Genomic DNA, 23,973 nt, shown 5'->3' on the forward strand with positions numbered 1-23,973 from the left:
ATTTGATTTTATTATGAAATGTCATATCATGAAATATCTTTTGTCATAGAATTTAATTAAAAGTGTCATAGGTAAACCCCTTATTCTTACATTACATCGAAGTTGTGGCTTTGAAATAAAGATTAACCGTAAATTCCTATCTCTTTAAAGATTGCGAGACCACTTACTATTTTATAGGTGGTCTTTTTAGTTTTTAGGAAAATAAAAAAGATATCAAATTATTAAAGAGAGTATAATGGTATTTATTAAAAATAAGGAGTTAAAAATGAAACTATTAGAATTATTTCAAATGTGGGTAAATCATCCAAAAGAAGGAAGTGGTAGAAGTAATTTAGACAATACAGATGAATGTTGGAAAAAGGTATTACAAGATATTCGTAATTGGGAGAAGAGTGAAGATAAAAATGCAAATGAGCTTGCAAAACATTTACTATATACAGGGAAAATAAGAAGAGTTCATTTAGACCTTGATAAAGTGAATTATAACAATCATTATGTTTCATGGACAGCATCTGAAAGATTAGAAGATTTATATTGGTTCAATTCATCGCGAGATCATACAATAATCACAGCAGAAGCAACTAAAAATAATCCAGGAATTAGTGTTAAAGGATTTATAGAAGCTATGAAATATGATAATAAAAATTATGAATTAAACTCACCGGCTATTAGAGAAGAACAAGAAGTGATTTTTCCATTACAAGAAAAATCTATATTAAGCATTGAAAAAATAAAAATAAAATAGGGGTAGCTCAGGAAAACGCGAATTTACAATGCTAAGGAAGTTACAAACCATAAAAAAAACGATTTCCTGTGGTATTAACGACTCGACTTTTTTTTTCTTATTTAGCTAACAGATCTTTAATTGAATTAATTACCAGTATCTCTACATACAATCTATGAGGTCATCTTTACCAACTTTGTGTTGTCCACATTATCGACAAAAGTATTCTTCATCATATCTTCCTACCTTTAAATTGACTCTATGAATAGTCAGATACTTTCTTTCCCCCATTCATATGACGTATATCGACAAAAAGAGAAGGAATTCTCATAGAGTAGAGCCTATTATAAGAATCAGTATTTGTAGCCATAATTTAATCAAACTTTTTTTCAAAGCTACAGAAGTATTTTTATGTATTAATTTTTCCATAGTTTTACCCCAATGTTATAAATCCCATGTTAATACTGTTTTATAATTGTTTTTATTTGTTTTTAAACTGTTATCTTGTTTATACAAATTCTCAACCCTTGGGACAGTAAGGAAAAAACAACATTATGTCTATCAAAACGGTTCTATAAGTCTACTAATTAAGTACATATAGCTATTAAGTCGATTCTACATGTCTAGTTAAACGATAATAATAGAGCTATCAAAACGGTGTGATAAGTCTATCTTTTCGGTGTAAGTCTCCATTTATCTTCTAATATAGCTAGTAGTTCGGTGTAGAAATAGATTACAAAGCTTTATTTTCGATTTGTCTTCTATATTATCGTGATAATAAGGTGAAAATAGAGAAAAGAGTTATTATTTAAGCATTTTTATTAAGATTATTGCTTTTGAACACTCATTCTATAGACATATAGCGTTTGATCGGAAAGAATGAACCGATTAAGTAGACATATGAACCTTTCAAAAATTTTTTTACACCTAATTAATAGACATAAGTAATTATCGAAGATAAGGTTAAAATCATATATTTACCGAAAAGGTAGCTATATCCTCCCCACACCTTACTTTAAAGGGTCTTGTGAACATCGAAAAGGTAGCTACATTAGAATAGTAGAGCCACCTAGATAAAAAACCTTTACACCGAAACCGTAGCTATATAATTCCTGCGTAGCGAAGTGTGTAATAATGTGTAGATTCTCAACGTTTTTTGTACTATATTTGAGGTACTAAGATTAGGAGGATTGAAATGACGATAGTGGATACTGCTGACCAAGAGCAACTAACATTTGATAATGATCTTGTTGAAGCGGAAATTAAACCGTATTACTGGGTCAATCAATCAAATGCCCTAGTCAACACGAAACAGAATCTTACCATTAATGAGCGTAGGCTACTCTATGCATTGGTTTCACTAGTGCAACCAGAGGATAAGGACTTTAAATCATACGTTCTGCAGACTAAAGAATTAGCTTCACTTTTTGGAATCTCCGAGTCAGGATTTTATGAAAGAATCCGAGAAACAGTAAAAGGCTTAAACGGTAAACCTCTTACAGTAAAGAGAACAAAAGAAAACAATAAAGTTGTCATTGATGATATTTATTGGGTCCAGCGTGCTACTTATGATGAAGGTCAAATCACAATAAAACTTTCAGAAGATCTTGCTCAGTTTTTAATAGACCTCAAATCATACACGAAGTACCAACTTTACAATGTATTGCAGTTACGGTCTGAATACTCCTGGAGGCTTTATGAATTATTAAAAGAACGGGAAAGGTTCGGCAAAAGAATATTTGAAGTGAAAGAATTAAGAGATTTACTTTCTATTCCTGATGAAAAATTAACTTTAATGAAAAACTTTAGAGCAGTTGTTCTAGACAAAGCAAAAAAAGAAATTGAAGAAAAGACCGACATACGCTTTGAATATGAAATACATAAAAAGGTTGGCCGTTCTATTCATTCGTTCATTTTTTATATCTATAAAAACAAAAGTAATATCCAATCGAAATTATCAGAGGAAGCTGCGGATTATGATATTCAAAGCATTCTAAATCGTTTGATAGCAAAAGGTGTAAGTCGAGAGAAGTCCGTAGCCATTATTAAAAGCTACCACCCTAATTATATTGAGGACAATCTAAGGTATGTTCTAAAGATGGAAGATAAGGGATTAGGTAATCTACCTGGTTATATCATAAGTGCTATTGAGTTGAATTATGCTGAGTCCTCTTATGAGAAGGATGGTAAAAACGATCCACTTTATCAACTTGCTATTGGTAATGCCGATAATAAACTTAAAGAGCAAACTGGTAAGGATTTAAAAGTCCTAGAGGAAATATACTCATATTTTATTACTATAATGAATAAGAAGAAGCCAGAGAGAACTGAAGAAATAAAACTGATTAAAGAAGAAATCAACAAAACATTGTTTAAAGAGCTGGATTCGATCCATGATTACCGGTTAAAACATAGATTGCCACCTCTACTGATCGAAGATTTTGAAAAGAGTAAGGTTAAGGCTTACTTTAAAAAATGGTACGAGGACTACAAAGAAGGACTACCTTACTAATACAATCTATTATCCTAGTAAGGTCATTAACGATAATATTATTTTATTTCAAAATTTAATAGCAAGTGATAGAATGGATATAAATTCATATCAAAGGGAAACCCCCTAAATGAGTAATACTAGCCTTAGGTGAAGTATGTCCATTTAGGGGGTTTTTTGCGTGGATGAATATATTTCCACATTAAAGTGGTCAAATAAGCCCTTAAAGCATTGCTGCTCTAATATAGGGTGAAGAAAAGGAGGTACATAATGAAAAGGCTAAACCTTAAAGAAAGAGATGGAGAACTCCTTTACTACCGAGAATATAAAACAGAAGAACTTTTGCCAGTTCGTCAAAAGAGAGGGGAAAATGAGGAATCTCTTCACTTTAAGCCTATTGTTCAAAAAAAATATTTCGATGAGGATATCGTTAAAGGCTGGACATTAGATAATTATGGGGGACCATCTCCCCAAATTATTGAAGGTTCATTTACAATGATACATAATTATTTTATAGATTATTGGAGTTTTTTCTTAGGTCCTGAATCAGTAGCGATTTATGTTTATTTAAGAAGACGTTGCAATATGAGTGAAGGAAGAGATTATTGCTGGCCGAGTATAGAAGATATCTGTTTAAGGTTCGGAAAAAGCAGGAATACAGTGGTTAAATATTTAGATATTCTAGAACAGTTTGGATTTATTTATCGTTTCTACGTTGAAAATGCTAGGAAAAATAATTCCAAGGAAAGTCCTATATTCAAAGTCAGAATGCTAATTCCATTCCTGCCTCAAGACTTAGTTGATAAGTTACCAAACGATATTCAAGATGATCATGACCGCGACGTTTCTAGATGGTTATCTAATCCGCTACTTTTAGGAAAAGAGCCTATTGAAACGATTAAATATAAAGAGGTTTATGAAGACTTAGAACAAAAATCAGTGAGGTCTGTAGTTCGCAAAGAAAATGGTAAGAGAATACAAGCATCTGTATTTGAAGAAGAAAAAAAGCAGATCAATGAATCTGAATGGACTCTATGGAATCTTGTACTAACACAAGCGAGAAACAAAATGTCTAAACCTTCTTATGAAACATGGCTTCAAAGTAGTTATGCTACGATGAAACAAGACGAGGGACATTATATATTGAAAATCCACTTGCCTAATGAGTTCACTAAAAGTTGGGTTGAAAGTAGATACAGAGAATTCTTGATAGAGATTTTGAAGAATCTTGATTTACCGATTACTCAAGGTGTAGAAATGGAAAAACTAAACTTAGAGTTTTATTGTCCACCAGAAGTACAATAATAGCAGAAGGAGTAACTATAATGGTTGCTTCTTTTTTTTTATAGTAATACCCACTCTCAAATAATCAGAATTAGATTCTCAGTATTTGATATACCCATTCTCAGTATTTGATAGTCTGACTCTCAAATTTTGAGAGTCGAGATATCCACAGACTTTTTCCTGACTCTCAAATTCTGAGAGTCGGGTTATCCACAATTGACCATTCTCAAATTTTGAGAGTCGGGGAAGTAGACTCTCAAATACTGAGAAAGGTCCTCTCAAATTTTGAGAATAAATAAGATTAATTTAATAAGAGATTTAAAGAAAAATTATAGTAATTTAGAAAAATGTCTAAAGTCATCTTATTAACCTAATAGATAATATCCATTTTAAGGGATTAGTGTTACCATAAATTCAGAAGGGATTTTCATAAGGTTACACATATCTTAAGTCAAACTAGTTTCTAGGGGGAGAAGTTATGAAAGATGATTTTAGAGATGATCAATTACCAAAATGGGAAGACATGATTAAAACTCTTTTCGATGGTAAAGTTCCACTTAGCAAGGAATGGCACGGTCCTCAATCAATTGCAAAAATACTGGATTCTATAGGTCATAACCAAGCACTTAACCACACTTTTTTGCCAAATGGTGGGGGATTAGATTTACATGGTTGTTCGCTTTCTAATGAAAACGAGTGTATTGAATTGAATTTAGGTGGGATTGGTCATGTTTTAAAACCTAAGAAGTTAACATTTCAATGGTTTCCAAGCGCCGAATACGAATGGTCATACTTTTTGTTAGAAACAGAAAAGCTAAAGCCTACTGGAGTTTATGAGGAATTACTTTACGACGAAGAAGAATTAGTTGAAATCCAACCAGGCGAATATGTTGAAAGGTCATATTGGGATGCAGGGGAATTTAATGGTGAACCTTTAACGAAGGAAGCAAGGCTAGTTGGAAGATACCTTAGCGGATCACTAGCAATTTTCGCTAAAGCCTCCTTATATAACAGAAATACGAACACTTATGATGGTCGCCATAGTAAGTTATCTCCAGACTCTTTCAAGAATCACATTCAAGACGCAGTAAATTATATAAACGGGCTAAATTAATAGTAGAAAGCAGAAAAATGTATGTCATGTTTAGCTCTTGTCGAATTCTACAATAAACGGTATAATACGACTATATTATTTTTCTATTTTAAATTTTGTTTGCAATCCTTTTGGATTAGCGGGATTATATTACATTTAACGACCTTTGGGTTGATAGTATGCATTTTTTTAATGCTCTATTAAACCTAAGGGCCTTTTTGCGTTCAAAAAAGCTTTTAATGGGTGGATATTAACGAGGATGATTAGACCATAGTGTCTCTATTATTCTCGTTTTTATATAAAAGAAAACTTTGAAAGGATGTTTTAATTGAAGAAAAATGGGTGGAAACAAAAAAAAGATCAACCAACTCAAAAAGAGAGGGTTGAACAATTAATTAAACAGTTGGACGAAGGAGTATCAAATTTCTCGTATTCTCCTGAAGATTTTAAAGCAATTCTACAAATGAAAGCATTGATGCCTAATTATTCTTTTCGTAATTTAATTGTTGCTAAGGCACAGCTGCCACGTGCACAGTTTATTGCTCCATTTAAAAGATGGAATGAATTAGGTAGATATGTAAAGAAAGGGCAACAAGCCATTAGGATTTTTGCCCCTAGATTTGTGAAAGCAAAGGATGAAAATAGCAACGAAGACCTCAAGTTAGTAGGTTTTGTAACTGTTCCTGTCTTTGATTGTTCTCAAACTGAAGGCGAGCCACTTCCGATAGACTCTTTAAAAATTGAGTTAAATGGAGATTCTCCTGAAGCGAGAGAAATTATTAACTTTGCTGAAAAGGTTGCAGAGAAGGATGATTGTCCAGTGTCGTATGGAGATGCAGAGGGAGCAAATGGATTTTATGTTCCATCTCAGCACCGTATTACTGTTTCAGACACTCTTTCGATTAATCATCGCTGCAAAACTTTAGTTCATGAGCTCGTGCATTCAAAAGTGCACAGATATGACATTAGAAGTTCAAAGAAAGAAAAAGAGGTTGTTGCTGAAGGTTCTGCGTATATAGTTTGTTCTTATTTTGGTCTTGATACATCGGACTATTCTTTTCACTATGTGAAGTCATGGAGTAAGGGAGATACAGAATCTCTTATGAAATATGGTTCGCAAATTTGTGAGATATCAGGAAAGATTATTCAAGAATTCCAACGGTTAAAAGAACAGCAACAATCACTTCAACAACTTCAAACGGCGTAAGCTAGGACTATGTTCTTAAATTTATATTGAAAAACAGAACATTTGTTCTTTATAATAATAACAATATGGGAGGTGTATCCCTATCTTTTACTGCTTAGATAGGGATCGCCTCAGGGCCCCTTTCTATCTTTATTGATAGGGTAACAACTATGAGTAGTATTCAATTCAATAAGGTAATTGAGACAAATGAACAGCCGAAAATGATGGAAGTGTATTTGGAACAATCATGGCAAAATGCGTTTTGTTATGCATTGGCATGTGAAGAACCTGAACGAAACCATATGAAGCCTAAACTTATGATGGCAATCATTTCAGGTAGCGACTCGACACTTCAATCTATAAAGGCTGCGATTGATATTGGTAGTGATGGACTTTATTTCGGATTTGGTAAAAAGGGACTTACAGGTTATGATTTTGTTCGTGATTTCCAGATATCTTCTGATAAAGGTTCATATGAGAAGTTTCCAATAACAATTAACAACAATCGAAAAGCTCTAGCAATTGTTCATGATGAGCTACTTGGAAATCGTGAGTACGTAATTTCTTTTGAGGGTGATCCTGCTGAAGATATTCGACAAGTATTAGGGGGAGGTAAATATGGACTTCACATTCTCCCAGAATGGAAGGATACAATCTACCAAGCTTTGATCAAACGTGGATATTTGGAAGAGGTCGAACTTTACTTTGATAAGGGACTATTTCCAAATGGGATTTCTTTGTTAAAGGTAAACATGGAAGAAGAACAAGCTGATACGTTAATTTCCGAATTGGTAAAAGCGAGTGAATTAACATTTCCGAGAGAAGGTACTGGAAGTGCTTTGGAATCTACAGATGATCTTACGACCTATATGCAGGGATATGTTAATGATATGGTTGCAAAGGTTTCCGAAGAAGTTAATCCAACGCATAACCCTATGACAGATCAAAGCTTCAAACACTTTGAATCGTACAAACGTGAACTATTCCCTGTACAAGCTCACGTTTCAACTGCGATAGCAAAGAGATTAAAAGAGCAAAAGAGTTTGATCATACAAGGAGAAATGAGCACTGGCAAGACTACTATGTTAGTTGCTTTAGCGGATGCATATTACAAAGAGAAACAAAAGGAAGGCTATTTTGCATGTGTGTTGGTTCCTCCATCACTAACGAAAAAGTGGCCAGAAGAAATTAAGGAGATTATTCCTAATGCAGTTGTTCATGTAATTGATGAAACTAAAAAGCTAATTCAATTTCATAGAGATTGGACCAATAGTGGGAGACCAAAACCAACAAAGCCTACGTTTTTTGTAATTAGTTTTACAATCATGCGTGGAGATTGCGCGAATGTTCCTGTAGTTGAGTTTGAACGAATTAAAACAATGCACCAAGTGAAACATGAAGCTAAGCCTTATCGCTATGGGTTCTATTGTCCAGATTGCGGTAAAGCTCACCAGGTCATTGAATCTAGTACTGTTCAGCTTAATGAAAATGGCGAAGAAGAGACTGTTCATCATAAGCGTTCTATGGGACCAGATGAATTTGGAGAGACTAGAAGACTCCATAATGCACAAAAGCCCGCAAATGCATATTGTACTGAGTGTGGAAGCAGCTTATGGACTAAGAAAGTTCCTACTCGATATAGTAGTTTCAAAGAATGGGCGAAGCATGAAAGAAAGATTGTCCATGCTGCCAACGATAAAAATTCGAAACTTGTTAAACATTTGCAAGATTCTCAACCTGAAATGCCAAAGATGGTTGGACGTCCAAGAAGGATTGCGACGATTGAATATATTCGTCGTAAGATGAATAATTTCTTTGATATTTCCTTAATAGACGAGATTCATGAGTTAAAGGCTGGAAATAGTGCCCAAGGAAATTCTCTAGGAAGTCTTGCCGCTGTTTCTAAAAAAGTGGTAGGTGGGACAGGAACTTTATTCGGTGGTAAAGCTGAAGACGTATATTATCGTGCGCCATGTTTCTCTACAAGCGCTACAGCGTGAAATGAGAGGATACAAAATGTGTCTAACTGATTTACTGATTAGCAAGGTGAGACCCCTTGTTATTGCTAAGGACTAAAATAGCATTACCCTAATACTCCTACATGCAGAGGTTCAACCATTGGACCAATGTGTGAAGCTAGGTGAAGTCGTAACGTGAGGATAGAAAATCTACGAATCCAACATCGTGCGGGGGTCCTTAAAAGCATTGCTATGGTAACGCAAGAAACTCATGTTTGAAGCATCGTAAACGTCTCTCAACCTTATGTAGATTTAAACGGGTTGGATATTCACTGAATCGAACACGCCTGGAAATTGCGTGAACGACATCTAAACATCTTGGTAGTTGGTGTTTCTGATGAGCTAGACAGTTATAGTCCATCTCGTCTAGTGATTAAGTGCGGTGTAAAGTGAGTACCTAAGGCATTGAAAAATAAGGGATAAGTAAATTGGAACATGGGAAGCTACTCAATCAGAGGGAATGGTTTTCCAATGACGGTTAAGTAGTGGCAGAGACATCGTAGTAGTTATGAAACAGAGTAATGTCTGTGGAGCGAAGGGTGTTAGTCGGAACAAGAACAGAGGATTAGATATATAAGTCCAAACAAACCGCTACATATTAATGTAGTTGTGGGAGTTAAACAGCCAACTCATAGCAATCCATAAGGATGTGAAGCCATGAGGGATAAAGGACTTATATTACAAAACGAACAAGAGTTGCGAAGTAAGTTAGATGGTATGCATGACAAAGCCATTAATTACAAAAAACCATTTTATGGTCTTATCGAATTAATGAGCGACACTCAAACCATTATGACTGCAATCCATAACATTAAATCTAATAAAGGCAGTATGACAGCTGGTATCGACGGTAAAGAGGTCAATTACTATTTACAGATGGACGCTGGCACACTGATTAAATTAATTAAAAAGTCCATTAACGAATATTCGCCCAAACCTGTAAAAAGGCAATATATACCCAAATCTAACTCGGATAAATTACGTCCACTTGGTATACCGACAATGTTGGATAGAATCATTCAGGAACTGGCACGTATTGTTCTTGAACCCATTGTTGAAGCCAAATTCTTCAAACATAGTTATGGTTTTAGACCTTATAGGGCTACTAGCCACGCTGTTGCAAGAACAGTTGACCTAATTAATCGAGGCGGATATAAATTCTGTATAGAAGGGGATATTGAAGGGTTCTTCGATAATATCGACCACAATAAATTAATTGAAATCATGTGGAATATGGGTATTCGTGATAAACGATATCTAGCCATTATTAAAAAGATGTTAAAAGCAGGAGTAATGGAAAAAGGAAAGGTCACCTTCAATGATAGCGGTACTCCACAGGGAGGAATCATTTCCCCTGTACTTGCTAATATTTATCTAAATAACTTCGATCATCTCATTGCGGAAAAATTCGAATTGCATGAAGCGAGATATACTGTCTCCAATCCACGCAAGAATGGACTGCAAAGAGTAAAACGTAGGCATGACGCTTGTTACCTAATTAGATATGCAGATGATTGGATTATCCTTTGTCAATCAGAGGAGAAAGCCAAGCAAATCCTAAACGTAGCAAGAAAATACCTAAAGACAAAATTGAAGTTAAATCTTTCAGAAGAAAAAACGTTGATAACCGACCTGTCCGAACGTCCAGCCAAATTCTTAGGCTTCGATATTGTAGCCGAAAAAGCTAGACATAAAGACAAAGTTGTCGGAAAACCATTCCCAAACTTAGCGAAACTTCGCTCCAAGCACCGGGAAGTTCTGAAAGACATTAGAAAACTACAGCACGATTTCGTTGAAGATGAATACCTAGCATATCAAATCGAAAAGATAAATTCTAAAATCGTTGGTATCTCAAACTACTATTCAATCGGTATCTGTACTCAAACCTACAATAAGCTGTCATGGCAATTGACCAATAGGATGTATAAGGTAATTCGTAAACTTAAAGGTGAAAAATGGCGAGACTTTTATAAACCTATCGGTAAAAGTAACAACCGTAACGATAGACATAAAAACCTCAAACGGAAAAGTTTCATGGTCAATGTCAATAATGTAGAAATTGCGCTTACGCTATATTCCTTCACGCCTAGTAAAAGGGCTCTCAACTTTAATCAAGAATGTACTCCGTACACTATTGAAGGTAGGGAAGTTCGTATAAAGGCAACGAAAAAGAAATTAGCACTAACTCGCCCAACATTATATAACCCTGAAGATTTAAGGTTCATCGGCTACAAAAACGGTAAAAAGACTGTACCTCGATACTACAATTTCGAATACATTATGAACCGCGAATATGCCTTTAACCGTGATAGAGGAAAATGCAGCTGTTGCAAAACAGAATTGACCACCAAAAACTTAAACTGTCACCATAAGAATCCTAGACTACCTCTTAATGAGGTAAATAAAGTGAAAAACCTAACTTCACTATGCGATACCTGTCATAAAGCAGTTCATGGTAAGGATATGAGCAATATGGAACCTAAAATTGTTAAGAAAATTGAGATGCTACAAAGAATTCTAACTAAAAGTTAACTCTTAAAGAGGACTATAAAAACTAATCTGATGAAAAGTATTGTGACACCTATAAGGTTAATCACACGCTTGTTTCGATGGAAAGCCGTATGCGGTGAAAGTCGCACGTGCGGTTTGGGTCGGGGGAAAGTTCGGAGATTACATCAAAGAGCTACCTATCGACATTCTTATGGCGCATTTTCCCACATATAATGGTTCAAAATGGCTTCAATTTCTCAGAAGTAAGAAAGTGGAATGAGGAATATGGAAATACCGAAACGACTACCGTTAATTTTGATGAAAAAAGTGAGTTTTCTAATAGACAAAGCCGAGGTGGAACGAAAAGAACAGAAAAAACACTTCCAGGTATAAGTCCATTTGTATTTGGTAGATTTCTTGTTCAGAATACTGTACTTGTGAGATTAGTAGACGTTTGGCCAGATCCTGTTGAGCTAGTGAATGTTCCTACAATTTTAGTTGACATGGATGATGAACTGAAACGTATGTATGACGATATGGTTTATGAGTTCCAACGTCAAATTGATTCACGTCAAGATGGGCATAAACTATTTTTACCGTTGACATCTACTGGGATAGCCTACCCTGATAATCCTTTTACATTTCCTGATGTTTTGTTAAAGAATGAGGAAGGTGACAGAGAATTAATTTGGAGCCCTACACATTTGCCGCAAGATCGTTTGCTTAACAAAGAAAAGAAACTTCGAGAGATTATAAGTGGAGAAATGGCAGAAGGAAGAAAAAGCATTGTTTACGTTCGTGACACTGGTTCTTCAGTAGAGGGTAGAGATGTACGGCCGCGGCTAAAGAAGGTTCTTGAAGACATCGGCGCCAAAGTAACAATTCTTGATACTTCATCTACACAAACGAATCGTCGTAGTGAGTGGTTAAAGAAGAAAATTGAGAATGAAGGTTACGATGTGGTGATAGTTTCTCAAGAACTGGTGAAGGTAGGATTGGATCTTTTATGTACACCAACTCTTATTTATTATCAGTTTAGTTGGAGTTTATATACTATAAACCAATCTTCCAGAAGGTCTTGGAGAATCGGTCAGGATAAAGAGTGTCGTCTTTATTATTTAGCTTATAAGGATTCTTACCAAGAACAAATGGCACAATTGATTGCTCAAAAAAATAAAGCAGCAAGTGCGATAAATGGTAAAGTATCTAGCGACGGATTGTCAGCAATGTTAGGTGATGATGGGGATTTACAATCTATGCTCATTAAATCCATCAAAAATGGAACTCAGTTGAAAGGATCAACAGAGGAATGGGTAGCCGCATCATCAGAGAGGGCCAGAATAATCTTATCAGGAATAGGTAAGAAAAAGAAACCTTCCCTAAAAGAACAATTTGTTCATTGGGTTAAGCAGCAAATTCAATCAGAAGCTACTTCCAATGTTCTATTAAAAAAGGCAGATAGCATTCTATTAAACATTGAAAAAGGTAGAATCGATGGCTTTATTTCCAATAATGGAGTTTTAGAAGTCGATCTTATAGGAGCATTTGGATTTGATATTGTAGCGGATGGAGCGGTACTTTCTCACTTAGTTAGTTTAGAAAGAAAACCAGCAACACCAAACACTTACAATTTATCAATTTTTGAAATCGACCAGGATAAAAACGCGAATAATCGACGCAAAAAAAACTCACCATCAGATGGTCAATTGGCATTTAGTTTATTTGAATAAAAATTTGGAGGAATATAAATGTATTTACCAATCATTGAGGCCTGCATGTTTATCTTTCTAGTGTTAGAACAATATGTGGTCGAACGTGTATTAGAACAAGAAATCAAAGGTAGATTAGGCTACTTTGAAATGGTTAATAAACTAGAAGTAAATTGTATTAGTGAACAAGAGATTAATCTTTCTCTTGTTCCTCCTGCAGTTGAATTTGAAAACGCAAAAGCTAATATAAATTCACATGTTGATAGTCATAAACCAGTTTTGACTGAATTAGATAGAGGAGCATTAGATTTACTATCTTTAATGCAAAGTGAATTAGGTACTGTCAAGGATGATGAAACTCTCGATGAAATGTATCAATATACTGATGCTGATTGTCCTTCTGAGCAAGATATAGAAAATCAGAGTGATGATTTGATATCAAGTAGAGGAGTTAACAAAGAAGATTGTCTTTCAATAAATGATATGAATCTAACTGATTATGAGGAGATCCAGCCAATGTACACTAAATTTTCAACTGCAAAGATTGCTGACGGAATTGATGGTTTTCAGCAATGGACAGTAAAGGTAATTGGTATGGAGGCGGATTATATCCTATTACAGATGGGACACGCGCTTGGGTTAGAGTTGGAACTTCAAAAATTTCAAGACTAAATATTGGCGATGTTCTCATAATAGATGTAACTAAAAATGGTAAAGAAGTAGATGTGAGCAACATGGTTAGGATGGAAACTGCCATAACTCAAGAGTATATGATTCCTGATGAAATGTATCAGGAGGATTCAAGCAGGATTGCTATGTAGCGATGTAATAAAGGGAGCGACACTTGTCGCCTCCTACTCAAAAAGCAGAAATCATATTCTACTTTTTGAGTAGGAGTAAATTTTAAAACTAAGGAGCGTGAAAAAGTATGAAAATAATATTATTAAAGATTATATGACTTTAACCGATACTACCAAAGTAATAGAATATGGGACTAAAAGATTATTTATTAAAATGAAAAATCAGCAAAAAGTCCTTATCTTTGTAAAAAAAGCGATACTTTCGACACTCTTCGACACCCTTATACATTTGTTTTGTAGTATCATAATCTACGAATTGTCGTATTTTAGAAAAAAACAGGGAATTTTGTACTTATTTTATACATCGAAGTGATATTGACATAATAATAGCTGCTAAACTTAAACTAATTGGGATAGTAAAAAGAGGTGGAAACATGCTACTAGATGATAGAGGAATAGATAACATAGTAGAAAAGATGCAGAATAAAAATCTTAAGATTGAAAAATTAATGTTTAAATATAACCCAGAAAACAAATTTGTAAAAATAGATGGTGATGGTATTCCGGGAATTATACAGGAAGACGATTTTTTTGAGAATTTTAAGGATAACCTTATTTATTCTGACTTAAGTTGGCTCGAGCCACTGTGCAAGGCATTTAGGTCAAAACTTGAAGCAGAAGTTAAGGTTGATCCTGAAGGTGATTTCCAACATGATAAGGTAAATATCGAAGTGAACTTGAATGTTCCAAGTACCCTTGGAGATAATTTTCATGGATTTTTATATCCAAGGTTTAAAACCTTTGTTAAGTTTTATCCATTTATTAAGTCGGTTCAAGTACGTGGTTATCAATCGAAGGTGAAAAATATTTTCTTTAAACTTGAAGTTGACGGTAAAAAAGTAAATAAAATGTTGAAAGATAACAATATAAATAATCAATACTTGAATCAATGGTTAATTCAAATTGAAAAGTGTGAAAGAGACAATATAAATCAAGAATACTTCTGTAACACATTTAGAGTAATTAACGGGAAAATTAATTACGAGGCTAAAACTGAAGTGATTTCAGAATATTTTAAACTTAAAATATAATAATTAAAGGATGCTAAAAATGAAAAAAATGATACATACGTTATTGTTTTCAAGTTTGTTCGTGTTCTTCTTATTCAACACATTTGGATCATCAGCATCTGCACTACCTTTTATAAAGGAAGGTCCATCTAGTAATAAAAAGGAATTTGGATCGTATATGGAAGGTGTTACTCAGGATGTAAATAACCTTGCCCCAAATGTCTCTACAGGTATTTCAATTCTCTTTGCAATTATGTTTCTTATTGGTGTAATTAAAATGAGTTATTCTCTAGTGACTAAGACAGGTATGATCCTAAAAGGATCGACAGGCGTACTAATTGGCGTACCTATCTTTGTTATCTGTCTAAGATTACTTTCTATAATTGCATTTACAACTACGGGACCAGGTGTTACACTACTTGCAAGTGATTTGATGTTACTTTTAATTGAAATTGGTTTCTTTGCAGCTATAGGGATGGTATTAATAGGGCTTCTTATGAAGCTATTTCATAAATTTTTAGATCATCCTGAATACGCCAGGTGGAGCAAGAGGTTATTTATAGGAGCAGGGAGCCTTTCATTATTAACAGCTATCATGCCAGTTGTTTTAAGAAGTATATAACGAAGGTTGATAGTTCGGGAGGTTTTAAGCGTGGGACTAATGCTAGTAGTAGACAATTCGTCAAAAGATAAAATTAAGAAGCTTCCAACATGCCGAAAGAATTGCGAGTTGTTTGATCCAATTACAAACCAATGTGGTATTAATCACAATATTAATGCTGACGATCCATACTTAGCAGCTAGATGCGGGGATATGATTTATAAAGATGAGACTGACGATTCAGTATTTATCCCTCACCCTGTTGAGAATGTAAAAGTTAAATACACATTAATTGAAGATGAGTTCGAGTGTGAATTAGAAGATGATTTTTTCAAGGAATTTAATGGTCAGAAATTCGATATTCTTAACTCGACATACCCTTCTCAACCTGATTATCCAGCTAATAGAGATGATGCAATCTGGTATGTTTCCCCGTGTGGTAAATGGGGAGCTTGGGTGGTTAATAAATCAAAAAAACGTTTTTTGACAGTAACAAATGTTGTGAAAAACGGCTGGTCAACTAATGTATACATGTCTCCATACCCGCTACATGATCATAATTCTTCATTAACTCTAGCTTCTAGAATGGCTTGGTTCGTAGATGAAGACGGATACGGGCAGTATGTAATCTTGGGAAATGGTAAGATTTCAATGATTTCATCTACCAGACCTGAAGGATGGACCGGAAAATAACTGAGATATACCTGTTTATTTCTTAGTTCTGAATTGCTATAATAAAGCTAACAATTAAATTTTTAGAGGGAAAAACCCTAAACAAAAGACAGGTACTAGTATACCCATCTTTTGTTTAGGGTTTTTTTATTTAGGAAGAGGGAGACTATTGCCGAGTATTTATGTTTTTGATGAACAAGTGAATTTTCGTGAAGGTATAAAGAATTTATTAGAAATAAAGATTCATAAATGTAATGTTTCCACTTTTAATAACGGAATCGAAAAAAGAATTATTGAGAACAATGAAATTCCGGATTTAGTTTTGATTGATCCCACTTCTTTATATGAAGAATCTTTGGAACTTATTGACTACTTCATTAGTAAGCGAGTGAAAGTGGTATTGCTATCTTCTTTAGATACCAATACTGATAGAATTCTATTGTTACTTAAGAAAAAATTGAGTGGCTATTTACTTAAGAGTATGAAGACCTCAGATTTATTAGGATATATCGGTGAAATATTGTTAGACAAACGATATATTGCACCATCTATAGCAATTGTGCTTTTAGATAATTATCTAGAATATGAAAATCATAAGAATAGATCTTTAACTTCCGTATAGCCTCTATACTCATATTATTTATACAACCACACTTGCATTTAGTGTAATATGTGGTATATTTATCTTAAATATTACATTTAGGGGGATATTCAAATTGAAAAACACAGTGGCAATTTTTGGCGGGTCTCAGGAAGCTACATACAAAAAAATTGGTGAAAAACACGGTTTATCCATTATTTTCCATATTGGAAAAACTAGAAATGGTGGAAATAAAAAAGAGTTCCGTAATCTTATAAAAAAGGCTGATTGCGTTGTTGTAATGTTAGGTGCTTGCGGGCATGTTTCAATGGATATTGTTAAAGAAGTGAGCAAGAAATTAGGAAAAGAGATTATTTTTCATGAAGGTTTCGGCGCTTCTGGTGCTCTAAAAGAGTGTGCTGAGAGACTTTCCTGTGTAACTGCAGCATAAGAGGAGAAAATTATGGATCAAAAATTATTAAATATAATGTTTTTTATCCTTTTTTTAATAGGATTTCTAACTAGTGTTATAGGGATGTTTATTTTTATTGGTAGTTATTCAACCATGGAATCATATTACTTCCTCAGTGCATGTTTCTGCTTAGTTGCCCTTACGTACTTTCTGTTAAAGATACGGTTAAAGAAGAATTATAATAACGTCTAGGTCAAAGAAGAGAAAGGGTGCAGATGATGCTCTGTATTTGTGAAAAACCCAAACAAGCAAAAATGATCGCTCAAGCTTTCCCGCATAGAGATAAGAAAGGCTACATTGAAGTACTACCCTGTGAACAATTTAGAGAAGGTGGGATAATAACGTATTGTATTGGCCATATTTTAGAACTAGCCCCAGCTGAATCATATGGTCCATATGGATCTTGGTCCTTAGAAGATCTTCCTATCCTTCCTCAAAAATTTATCCTTAAAGTAACAGAATCAAAAAAACAACAATATCAGATAATCAAACGATTCGTTCATGATACTAGTAAAAATCTACAGACGATCGTGCATGCTGGAGATATTGGTCGCGAAGGTGAAGGTCTTATTCTAGAAGCGCTTTTGCATATGGGAAATAAAAAACCTGTTAAACGACTATGGACTAATAGTTTAACGAAATCTTCAGTAGAAAAAGCTTTTAAGAACCTAAGAGATATCCACGCAACTACCTACACTCCTATGTATTGGGAATTCTTAGCCAGACAGCATTCTGATTGGATTTTGGGAATAAATATGTCAAGGTGTATCAGTATTTTATTGAATAATATTGGTATTCGGGATAATAGTGGTGGCTTTTCAGTAGGTAGAGTCCAGGATGTTCTGGCAAATATTGTATATAGGCGTGAGAAAGAAATAGCGTCATTTAAGAGTTCTCCTTATTGGGATGTATATGGTCATTTTAAAATTGGAAAACACTCATATACAGGGAAATGGTTCTTGGATAAGGATGATCATTTATTTAATCAAACCCAAGCTACCGCATTAGGTGACTTTTGCAAAGGTAAATCATCTTATATTTATTCAGTTGATAAAGATAAAAAGGAAGTACGACCACCACAGTTTTATAATCTTACAAATCTACAAGCAGAGGTTAACAAAAGGATAGGTCTTTCTCCGGCAGAGGTTTTAAAAGTGGCGCAAGAATTGTATGAACGATCTTTAATTTCGTACCCAAGAAGTGAGCCCAAACATGTAACTCCAGAAGAAGCAAAAATGTTCCCCAAGATTATGGATAACTTAGGGAAGTTGCCTGAATATGCTCCTTTACTTAAAGAACCACTAAGAGATATCTCTTCAGATAAACGATATGTTGATGAATCAAAAACAGATGATCATTATGCGATTATTCTTACTGAAGATCCTGCAGATTTAAGTAGCCTCTCAAAAAATGAATTATTTGTATATGATCTTATAGCTAGATCCATGATTGCTGCGCATTATGATAATGCGATCTTTAATCACTCGGAAATTATCACAGTTGTTGAAGGTGATTTTACTTTTAAGTCTACTGGTAAACAGCTTCAGCACGAAGGATGGAGAGTAGTATTTCGGAAAAATGAGAAAGAAGGCAATAGATCACCTGATGAAAATGGAGATTCTGTAACAATCCTTCCACCAGTAGAACAGGGTGAAACTGGAGTATGCGAAAGCACTAGTTTAATAGAGGGTAAAACTACTTCCCCAAAAAGATTTACACAAGGAGACCTTGTAAAAATAATGGAGAATGCAGGTGCCTATCTTTCTGAGGTAGAGAAGGAAGGTTTCAAGAATTCAGAACTATCAATAGGGACTGTTGCTACAAGAGCTGGAATTATCTCGCAAGTGCTGAACAAAAAGTATATAAGAGTTGAAAAAAACCATATTTTCTTAGAGCCAAAAGGTGAAATACTAATTCAGAGTTTAAAAGGAGTTAATTATTTAACTTCTCCTGTAACTACAGGTAAGATGGAGCAATTCCTCGCTCAAATCGGTAGCGGAAGAGGAGATTACATAAAGGACTATCATCGTTTTGTTCAACGTACCAAGGATATTACTACTGAGATAATAGAGTTAACCATAGAGAGTTCTAAATCATGGAGTTTCGATTCTGCTCTTGAAGACTTACAAGCTAGCGTTGAAATGGGACCATGTAAGATATGTGATGGCAAGGTAGTAGATAGAGGAACCTTCTATGGATGCAGCAATTACCACACCAATAAATGTGAGTTTTCTATCCAAAAAAGACTTTCAGGTAAGGAACTTTCATCAGCAAATATAGGTGCATTGTTGGAAAGAGGAACAACTTCGCTTATAAAAGGGTTTAAAAAGAAAAACAAAGAGGGTACATTTGATGCTTTTCTAGTTTGGGATGAAAATGAAAAAAGGATAAAGTTCAACTTTAATGGAGTTCCTCAAAAGAAAGTGAAAAAGTAGGTGGTTTTTTGAGTAACTTTTTCCTTTATATAAAGGAATATTGGATAATCTTATTGTTATTTCTAAGCTTTTGGATGATCAGAAAAAGGATTAAAAGGCTACACTAATTGTCGCAGTCTAAGTTAGGAAGGTTAATATGGAAAGTTTCGATATACTAAATGACAAAATTCAGAAGAAATTATTATCTATGCAAAAAGGAAATGAGATCGATCCTGATAAATATAGAGATTTGTCTAGAGGGATACACACAATCATGGGATTTCTTATCGCTAAGGAACTTGCAAAGGAAACGTCAGTAAAGTAATTATAGGTTAAGGAGGGTTTGATATGAATTCAGCTCTGCTCAATAACGGAAAAATTATTACAGCTAGAGAATATAATGCGGACTCACATGGTAATCGTCTATTTTGCATGGACTGTAGAGCACCTGTTGTTTTTGTTACTGGGACTGAAAACTCTAGTCCGTATTTTAAAACGACAGGGAAATCAAATGAAGGCAAACATAAGCCAAGTTGTGGTTTTTTTAAGCCGTTAACTTTCTCCGAGACTCTTAAGAAAGTAGAAGAGTACCAGGGGGAGTTTTTAGAAAAAGACAAAGGTATAAAGGAAACAATTATTAAGATAAATTTAAATAAGATTGATCCTGATTATGAAAGTGCATCACTAAACAATGAAGAAAAACAATTAAAAAATAAGACTGATAGCAATGAAATAAAAATAAAACAAGACTCTCAAACTCCTTCAACCGTTAGTTCTTTAAGAAGCATGGTAAAGCTACTAACATCTTATGAACCTGATATATTAAGTACAATCATAGTGGATGTGAAAGGAAATAAGATTCCTCTTTCTTCACTAATCGTTGATCAGGAAAAGGCGCATAGGATGTTATGGCAAGATGAGATTATAGACAAAATTGGATACTTTGTACACGGAACAGTAGAAAAGGTTATTCGAAGGGATAAAGTAATTTACATTGTCCTAAAGCCATTAAATAATGTCTTATTCTCTTTAGTGATATTTGATAAATACTTTAAGCATTTCACGTATACAGATGCAGAATTAGTGGGTAAGAAAGTACTTTCGTATGGCCACTTGAAGAAAAATTCATTTAAAGATAAAAACACACGTGAAATGTCAATTAAGTCAAACAAGTATCTGGAATTCATTAATAATTTATAAGATTAAGAGGTTTTCATATGTACTATGTTGAGATTAAGTCAGACGAAGATTTTATGGTTCCTAATCGGTTCAAGACGACCTTGAAAATAAACATTACAGATAAAACAATTAAAGAACAAACGAATAATCTAATAGATGAAAGTAACGCATATTTAATAGCTCATTATAATCCGTTGTTCTGGCTATACACTGCTTCTCCATTTTACATAACAATCAATAACTTTAAGTCTGACCTTACAACAAGCCACAGGCTAACAGCTGATGAAGAGATGATATTTTTCTTTAATACTAAGAGGAAACAAAAACAATTTGAGAAAAAAGTAATAGGAACATTAACCAGGTACTTGGATAAGAAAATAGAGAGTTTAACGTTATAAATCAAAGGAGTTTTTATGCAGCAATTTAAGAGAATAGAACAATATGAATATTATCCACCTGAAAGATCTGAGATATATATAAGATTTTCAATTCTAAAAGCAAATTTTGAGGATTTACTTGTGGAGCAGGACATTGAATCCTATATTAAAAGATCCCATTCCAAGAGAATTGAAAAAATACTAAACTATATTGCAAACTATACAAATATTACGAGTCCAAATAAGATAAATCAAAAACATCTTATTAATTTTCTATTGCATTACATTAAAAATAGGCGGACATTGTACAAGGTCATTGGAGAATTAAAAGGGGATATTAAGTTAATTGAAAAATATCTTCTTATATCTAGCAAAGGAATGTATCGAGAAATAGACTTTAGTGTCTCTAATAATTATTTGTGGAATAAGGTTGAGGAAAAGATAAGCCACTAGCAAAAGCTCTATACCTTATCGAATAGGATCTTGCTAAAGAATTTAAAGGAAGGAACGTCAAATGAGTACAATTAAATATATATCGAATGATGTTTTATATAATATTAATAATCTAACAATTTCTGATTCTGATAAATCAGATTTGAAAACTGACCTTGAAACGTATTTTGCATCACTTGTAAATGAGAATAGAAAAGAAAATATGTAATTTTTTTTTAAGAAAAGAGAGGTAAACAATGAATAAAATCAGATATTTATTAGCCTTCATTATTTATGGCGTTTGGCTTATATATATGGCCTTTATTGTTATTTTTAAAGGTAGTATTGCAGGAATCCCTTTTTTTCAATTCAATTTTTTGCTAGTCAGTACTATTGTTTTTCCAATTATTATTTTTTATCAGTATATCAAGAACGCGGGTGATCTCAAAGAAACATCTAATTTTGCTTATGCTGCAATAATAGGAACCACTTTTATTCTTTTTTCTGGTCAATTAGTCAATACAATCGAAACAGTGTCCAGGATAATACAGGGAAGTTGATTTGCAATTTTGACCCAAAATTACGACACAAGGAGAGGTTGGAAATGAGTATGACAAAAGAAGAAAAGGAACATTTACGTCAACAAGCAATTGAAGCAAATGAACAAAGAATCGCTCGTTTAGAAACGTTTTTAGAGGGGTTTCCACTTGATTCAGAAGTAAATAAGACAGTGGCATTAGAGTTGGCTACTGCTATTGTTTTTATTGAAAAAGATACTGATAAACTTAAACAATATGTCATCAATTAATGTCTTAGTTCGACTATATAACGGTTGAGGAAGCTAATTGAGATTGGCAAGAAGTAAGATTTGTTGACACTTTGGAGGAATTTGAAACTTTGACCGCGGAAGATACGACAGATAATTAATGTGGAGGTATAATTATGTCACAAACTGTAATTGAATTTTTACAACCACTTCTGATAATTTATTTAGTCATTATTACTGCTATATAAATATTTGCAATAGAACGTTTAATTTTGAGACCTCACTTAATCAAAAAACAAAAAGAACAAGAAAACTTTACGATAATAAACAAACGATAGTAATGGGGAAAATTAATAGATACTGTTGGATAGTAGGGCAATAAAGAAAAATTCTAAGGAGGGTTGTCTATTGGTTACAGTTACACTTTCCACTGGTGAAACATTAAAGAGCCTTACGGAGATTTAACTAGATGTGACAACTGCGGGAAACCTTATGATAAGGCTATACACATTATTACAGGAGGCCAACTATGCGATCTAGAATGGGCTTGCTGTAATGAATGTGAAAAAGAAATGGTTGATAAAGGTTGTTGTTTTGAAAGATTAGGCGATTTAGTTTATAGAAAGCAAAAGTATTAATGAACATTTCAAAAAAGAGGGCCCCCAACTCTAAGGGAAGAAGTTAATGAGAAAGAATTATAAAAAAGTGCTGACTCTTGTTATAACATTTTTGTTAACATTCGTTCTAACCTTAAATTTAATCAATTACCTCTATCATCATAATAATTGGGTTATCAAACTAATTCACAGCAAGGATAAACATTATAGCTATAATAATATTGAGGTGTTTTTCTCTAGTGATAATACTAGTAGCGCTTTACAGATACCTAAATATTACGATGAAGTGCGGAAAGATTTAACAGGTATATTAGGGGAAATTAGTGCCAGTGAAAATGAGAATCTTAAAATAATTATTTTTAATAATACTAATGAAATTCAAAAGTTTTCAGGGGATCTGGAGAGTATAAACGGGTTTTATGTAAGTAAATCAAAACAGATAGGTGTTATTTCTCCAGCTAGTTTAAGTAATGACTTTGAATCTTGGTACTATGTAAGAACGTTTCGACATGAGTATACACATCACTACTTAAATCTCTACAAAGCTAAATATAGCATTGACCATATCCCAAAATGGTTTGAGGAAGGTTTGGCAGAATACACTGCCGTAGAACTATACGACAACACATCTTGGTCTGACCCACTTGACAAGGTTGTAAGCTTTAATGAACTTAATAGCAGAGAAGAATGGTTAAATGCTAGAAAGACTACAGATACCCTGTACCTACAATCGTACTTAGCTATTAAATATCTCTTTGACAACTTTAGTAATGATGTAGTAAAGGATATTATTATATTAAGTAAATCTATAGGATTCGATAAATCCTTTAAGAAGGTAACGGGTATCAGTATAGAAGATTTAGATCAAGAAATATTAAAGCAAGATTAAAAAAATATTTGTCTATTAAATAATCTTTATTAAAAAGCACTTGGTGCAAGCTGTTCCAGGTGTTATTTAAATCTAGGATAAAAAACTGTAAAAGGATAAAACCCTTTAC

At 33.8% G+C, this 23,973-nt stretch carries 22 protein-coding genes; all 22 read left to right on the plus strand.

Going from position 1 to position 23,973, the window contains the following annotated elements:
- Positions 1–265 precede the first annotated feature (265 nt).
- A complete protein-coding gene (locus ACFFIX_RS19595) occupies positions 266–745 on the plus strand; it encodes a hypothetical protein (protein ID WP_378937031.1) in 480 nt (159 codons plus the stop codon).
- A gap of 1,174 nt (positions 746–1,919) precedes the next feature.
- The gene (locus ACFFIX_RS19600; protein WP_378937033.1) at positions 1,920–3,236 is read left to right on the plus strand and encodes a replication initiation protein; all 1,317 of its coding nucleotides are present in this window, start codon (positions 1,920–1,922) and stop codon (positions 3,234–3,236) included.
- Between the two features lie 249 nt (positions 3,237–3,485).
- Positions 3,486–4,520, plus strand: coding sequence for a helix-turn-helix domain-containing protein (locus ACFFIX_RS19605; protein WP_378937035.1), 1,035 nt, complete (start codon positions 3,486–3,488; stop codon positions 4,518–4,520).
- 457 nt (positions 4,521–4,977) lie between these two features.
- Positions 4,978–5,613 carry a serine/threonine protein kinase gene (locus ACFFIX_RS19610; protein WP_378937037.1) on the plus strand — a complete coding sequence of 212 codons (636 nt, stop codon included), beginning with the start codon at positions 4,978–4,980 and terminating at the stop codon, positions 5,611–5,613.
- A gap of 307 nt (positions 5,614–5,920) precedes the next feature.
- Complete coding sequence (locus ACFFIX_RS19615; protein ID WP_378937039.1) at positions 5,921–6,799, plus strand: ArdC-like ssDNA-binding domain-containing protein; 879 nt, start codon at positions 5,921–5,923, stop codon at positions 6,797–6,799.
- A 149-nt stretch (positions 6,800–6,948) separates the two neighbouring features.
- Entirely contained in the window at positions 6,949–8,778 is a 1,830-nt protein-coding gene (locus tag ACFFIX_RS19620; RefSeq protein WP_378937041.1) for a DEAD/DEAH box helicase family protein, read from the plus strand.
- A gap of 675 nt (positions 8,779–9,453) precedes the next feature.
- Complete coding sequence (gene ltrA, locus ACFFIX_RS19625) at positions 9,454–11,328, plus strand: group II intron reverse transcriptase/maturase (protein WP_378937043.1); 1,875 nt, start codon at positions 9,454–9,456, stop codon at positions 11,326–11,328.
- 107 nt (positions 11,329–11,435) lie between these two features.
- On the plus strand, positions 11,436–13,016 hold the full coding sequence (locus tag ACFFIX_RS19630) for a helicase-related protein (protein WP_378937045.1): 1,581 nt from the start codon (positions 11,436–11,438) through the stop codon (positions 13,014–13,016).
- Positions 13,017–13,034: 18 nt separating this feature from the next.
- On the plus strand, positions 13,035–13,667 hold the full coding sequence (locus ACFFIX_RS19635; protein ID WP_378937048.1) for a hypothetical protein: 633 nt from the start codon (positions 13,035–13,037) through the stop codon (positions 13,665–13,667).
- A 562-nt stretch (positions 13,668–14,229) separates the two neighbouring features.
- Positions 14,230–14,886: a hypothetical protein gene (locus ACFFIX_RS19640; RefSeq protein WP_378937051.1), complete on the plus strand. Its 657-nt coding sequence runs from the start codon at positions 14,230–14,232 to the stop codon at positions 14,884–14,886.
- A gap of 19 nt (positions 14,887–14,905) precedes the next feature.
- A complete protein-coding gene (locus ACFFIX_RS19645; protein WP_378937053.1) occupies positions 14,906–15,487 on the plus strand; it encodes a hypothetical protein in 582 nt (193 codons plus the stop codon).
- A gap of 30 nt (positions 15,488–15,517) precedes the next feature.
- Positions 15,518–16,159: a hypothetical protein gene (locus tag ACFFIX_RS19650; protein WP_378937055.1), complete on the plus strand. Its 642-nt coding sequence runs from the start codon at positions 15,518–15,520 to the stop codon at positions 16,157–16,159.
- A gap of 148 nt (positions 16,160–16,307) precedes the next feature.
- Positions 16,308–16,760: a hypothetical protein gene (locus ACFFIX_RS19655; protein WP_378937058.1), complete on the plus strand. Its 453-nt coding sequence runs from the start codon at positions 16,308–16,310 to the stop codon at positions 16,758–16,760.
- 94 nt (positions 16,761–16,854) lie between these two features.
- The gene (locus tag ACFFIX_RS19660; RefSeq protein WP_378937060.1) at positions 16,855–17,169 is read left to right on the plus strand and encodes a DUF2325 domain-containing protein; all 315 of its coding nucleotides are present in this window, start codon (positions 16,855–16,857) and stop codon (positions 17,167–17,169) included.
- Positions 17,170–17,408: 239 nt separating this feature from the next.
- A complete protein-coding gene (locus tag ACFFIX_RS19665) occupies positions 17,409–19,625 on the plus strand; it encodes a type IA DNA topoisomerase (RefSeq protein WP_378937062.1) in 2,217 nt (738 codons plus the stop codon).
- Positions 19,626–19,761: 136 nt separating this feature from the next.
- The gene (locus tag ACFFIX_RS19670) at positions 19,762–19,929 is read left to right on the plus strand and encodes a hypothetical protein (RefSeq protein ID WP_378937064.1); all 168 of its coding nucleotides are present in this window, start codon (positions 19,762–19,764) and stop codon (positions 19,927–19,929) included.
- Between the two features lie 23 nt (positions 19,930–19,952).
- Complete coding sequence (locus tag ACFFIX_RS19675; protein WP_378937066.1) at positions 19,953–20,804, plus strand: DUF7828 domain-containing protein; 852 nt, start codon at positions 19,953–19,955, stop codon at positions 20,802–20,804.
- A gap of 17 nt (positions 20,805–20,821) precedes the next feature.
- Positions 20,822–21,181 (plus strand): hypothetical protein, encoded by a 360-nt coding sequence (locus ACFFIX_RS19680; RefSeq protein ID WP_378937068.1) that lies wholly within the window; start codon positions 20,822–20,824, stop codon positions 21,179–21,181.
- Between the two features lie 15 nt (positions 21,182–21,196).
- Positions 21,197–21,613 carry a hypothetical protein gene (locus ACFFIX_RS19685; RefSeq protein WP_378937070.1) on the plus strand — a complete coding sequence of 139 codons (417 nt, stop codon included), beginning with the start codon at positions 21,197–21,199 and terminating at the stop codon, positions 21,611–21,613.
- 236 nt (positions 21,614–21,849) lie between these two features.
- Positions 21,850–22,152, plus strand: a complete 303-nt coding sequence (locus ACFFIX_RS19690) for a hypothetical protein (RefSeq protein ID WP_378937072.1) — start codon at positions 21,850–21,852, stop codon at positions 22,150–22,152.
- Positions 22,153–22,196: 44 nt separating this feature from the next.
- On the plus strand, positions 22,197–22,400 hold the full coding sequence (locus ACFFIX_RS19695) for a hypothetical protein (RefSeq protein WP_378937074.1): 204 nt from the start codon (positions 22,197–22,199) through the stop codon (positions 22,398–22,400).
- A gap of 642 nt (positions 22,401–23,042) precedes the next feature.
- Positions 23,043–23,864 (plus strand): collagenase, encoded by an 822-nt coding sequence (locus ACFFIX_RS19700; protein WP_378937076.1) that lies wholly within the window; start codon positions 23,043–23,045, stop codon positions 23,862–23,864.
- The last annotated feature ends 109 nt before the right edge of the window (positions 23,865–23,973 follow it).

It is taken from the genome of Metabacillus herbersteinensis (genome assembly GCF_042433335.1).
GTDB classification, from domain to species: Bacteria; Bacillota; Bacilli; order Bacillales; family Bacillaceae; genus Metabacillus; species Metabacillus herbersteinensis.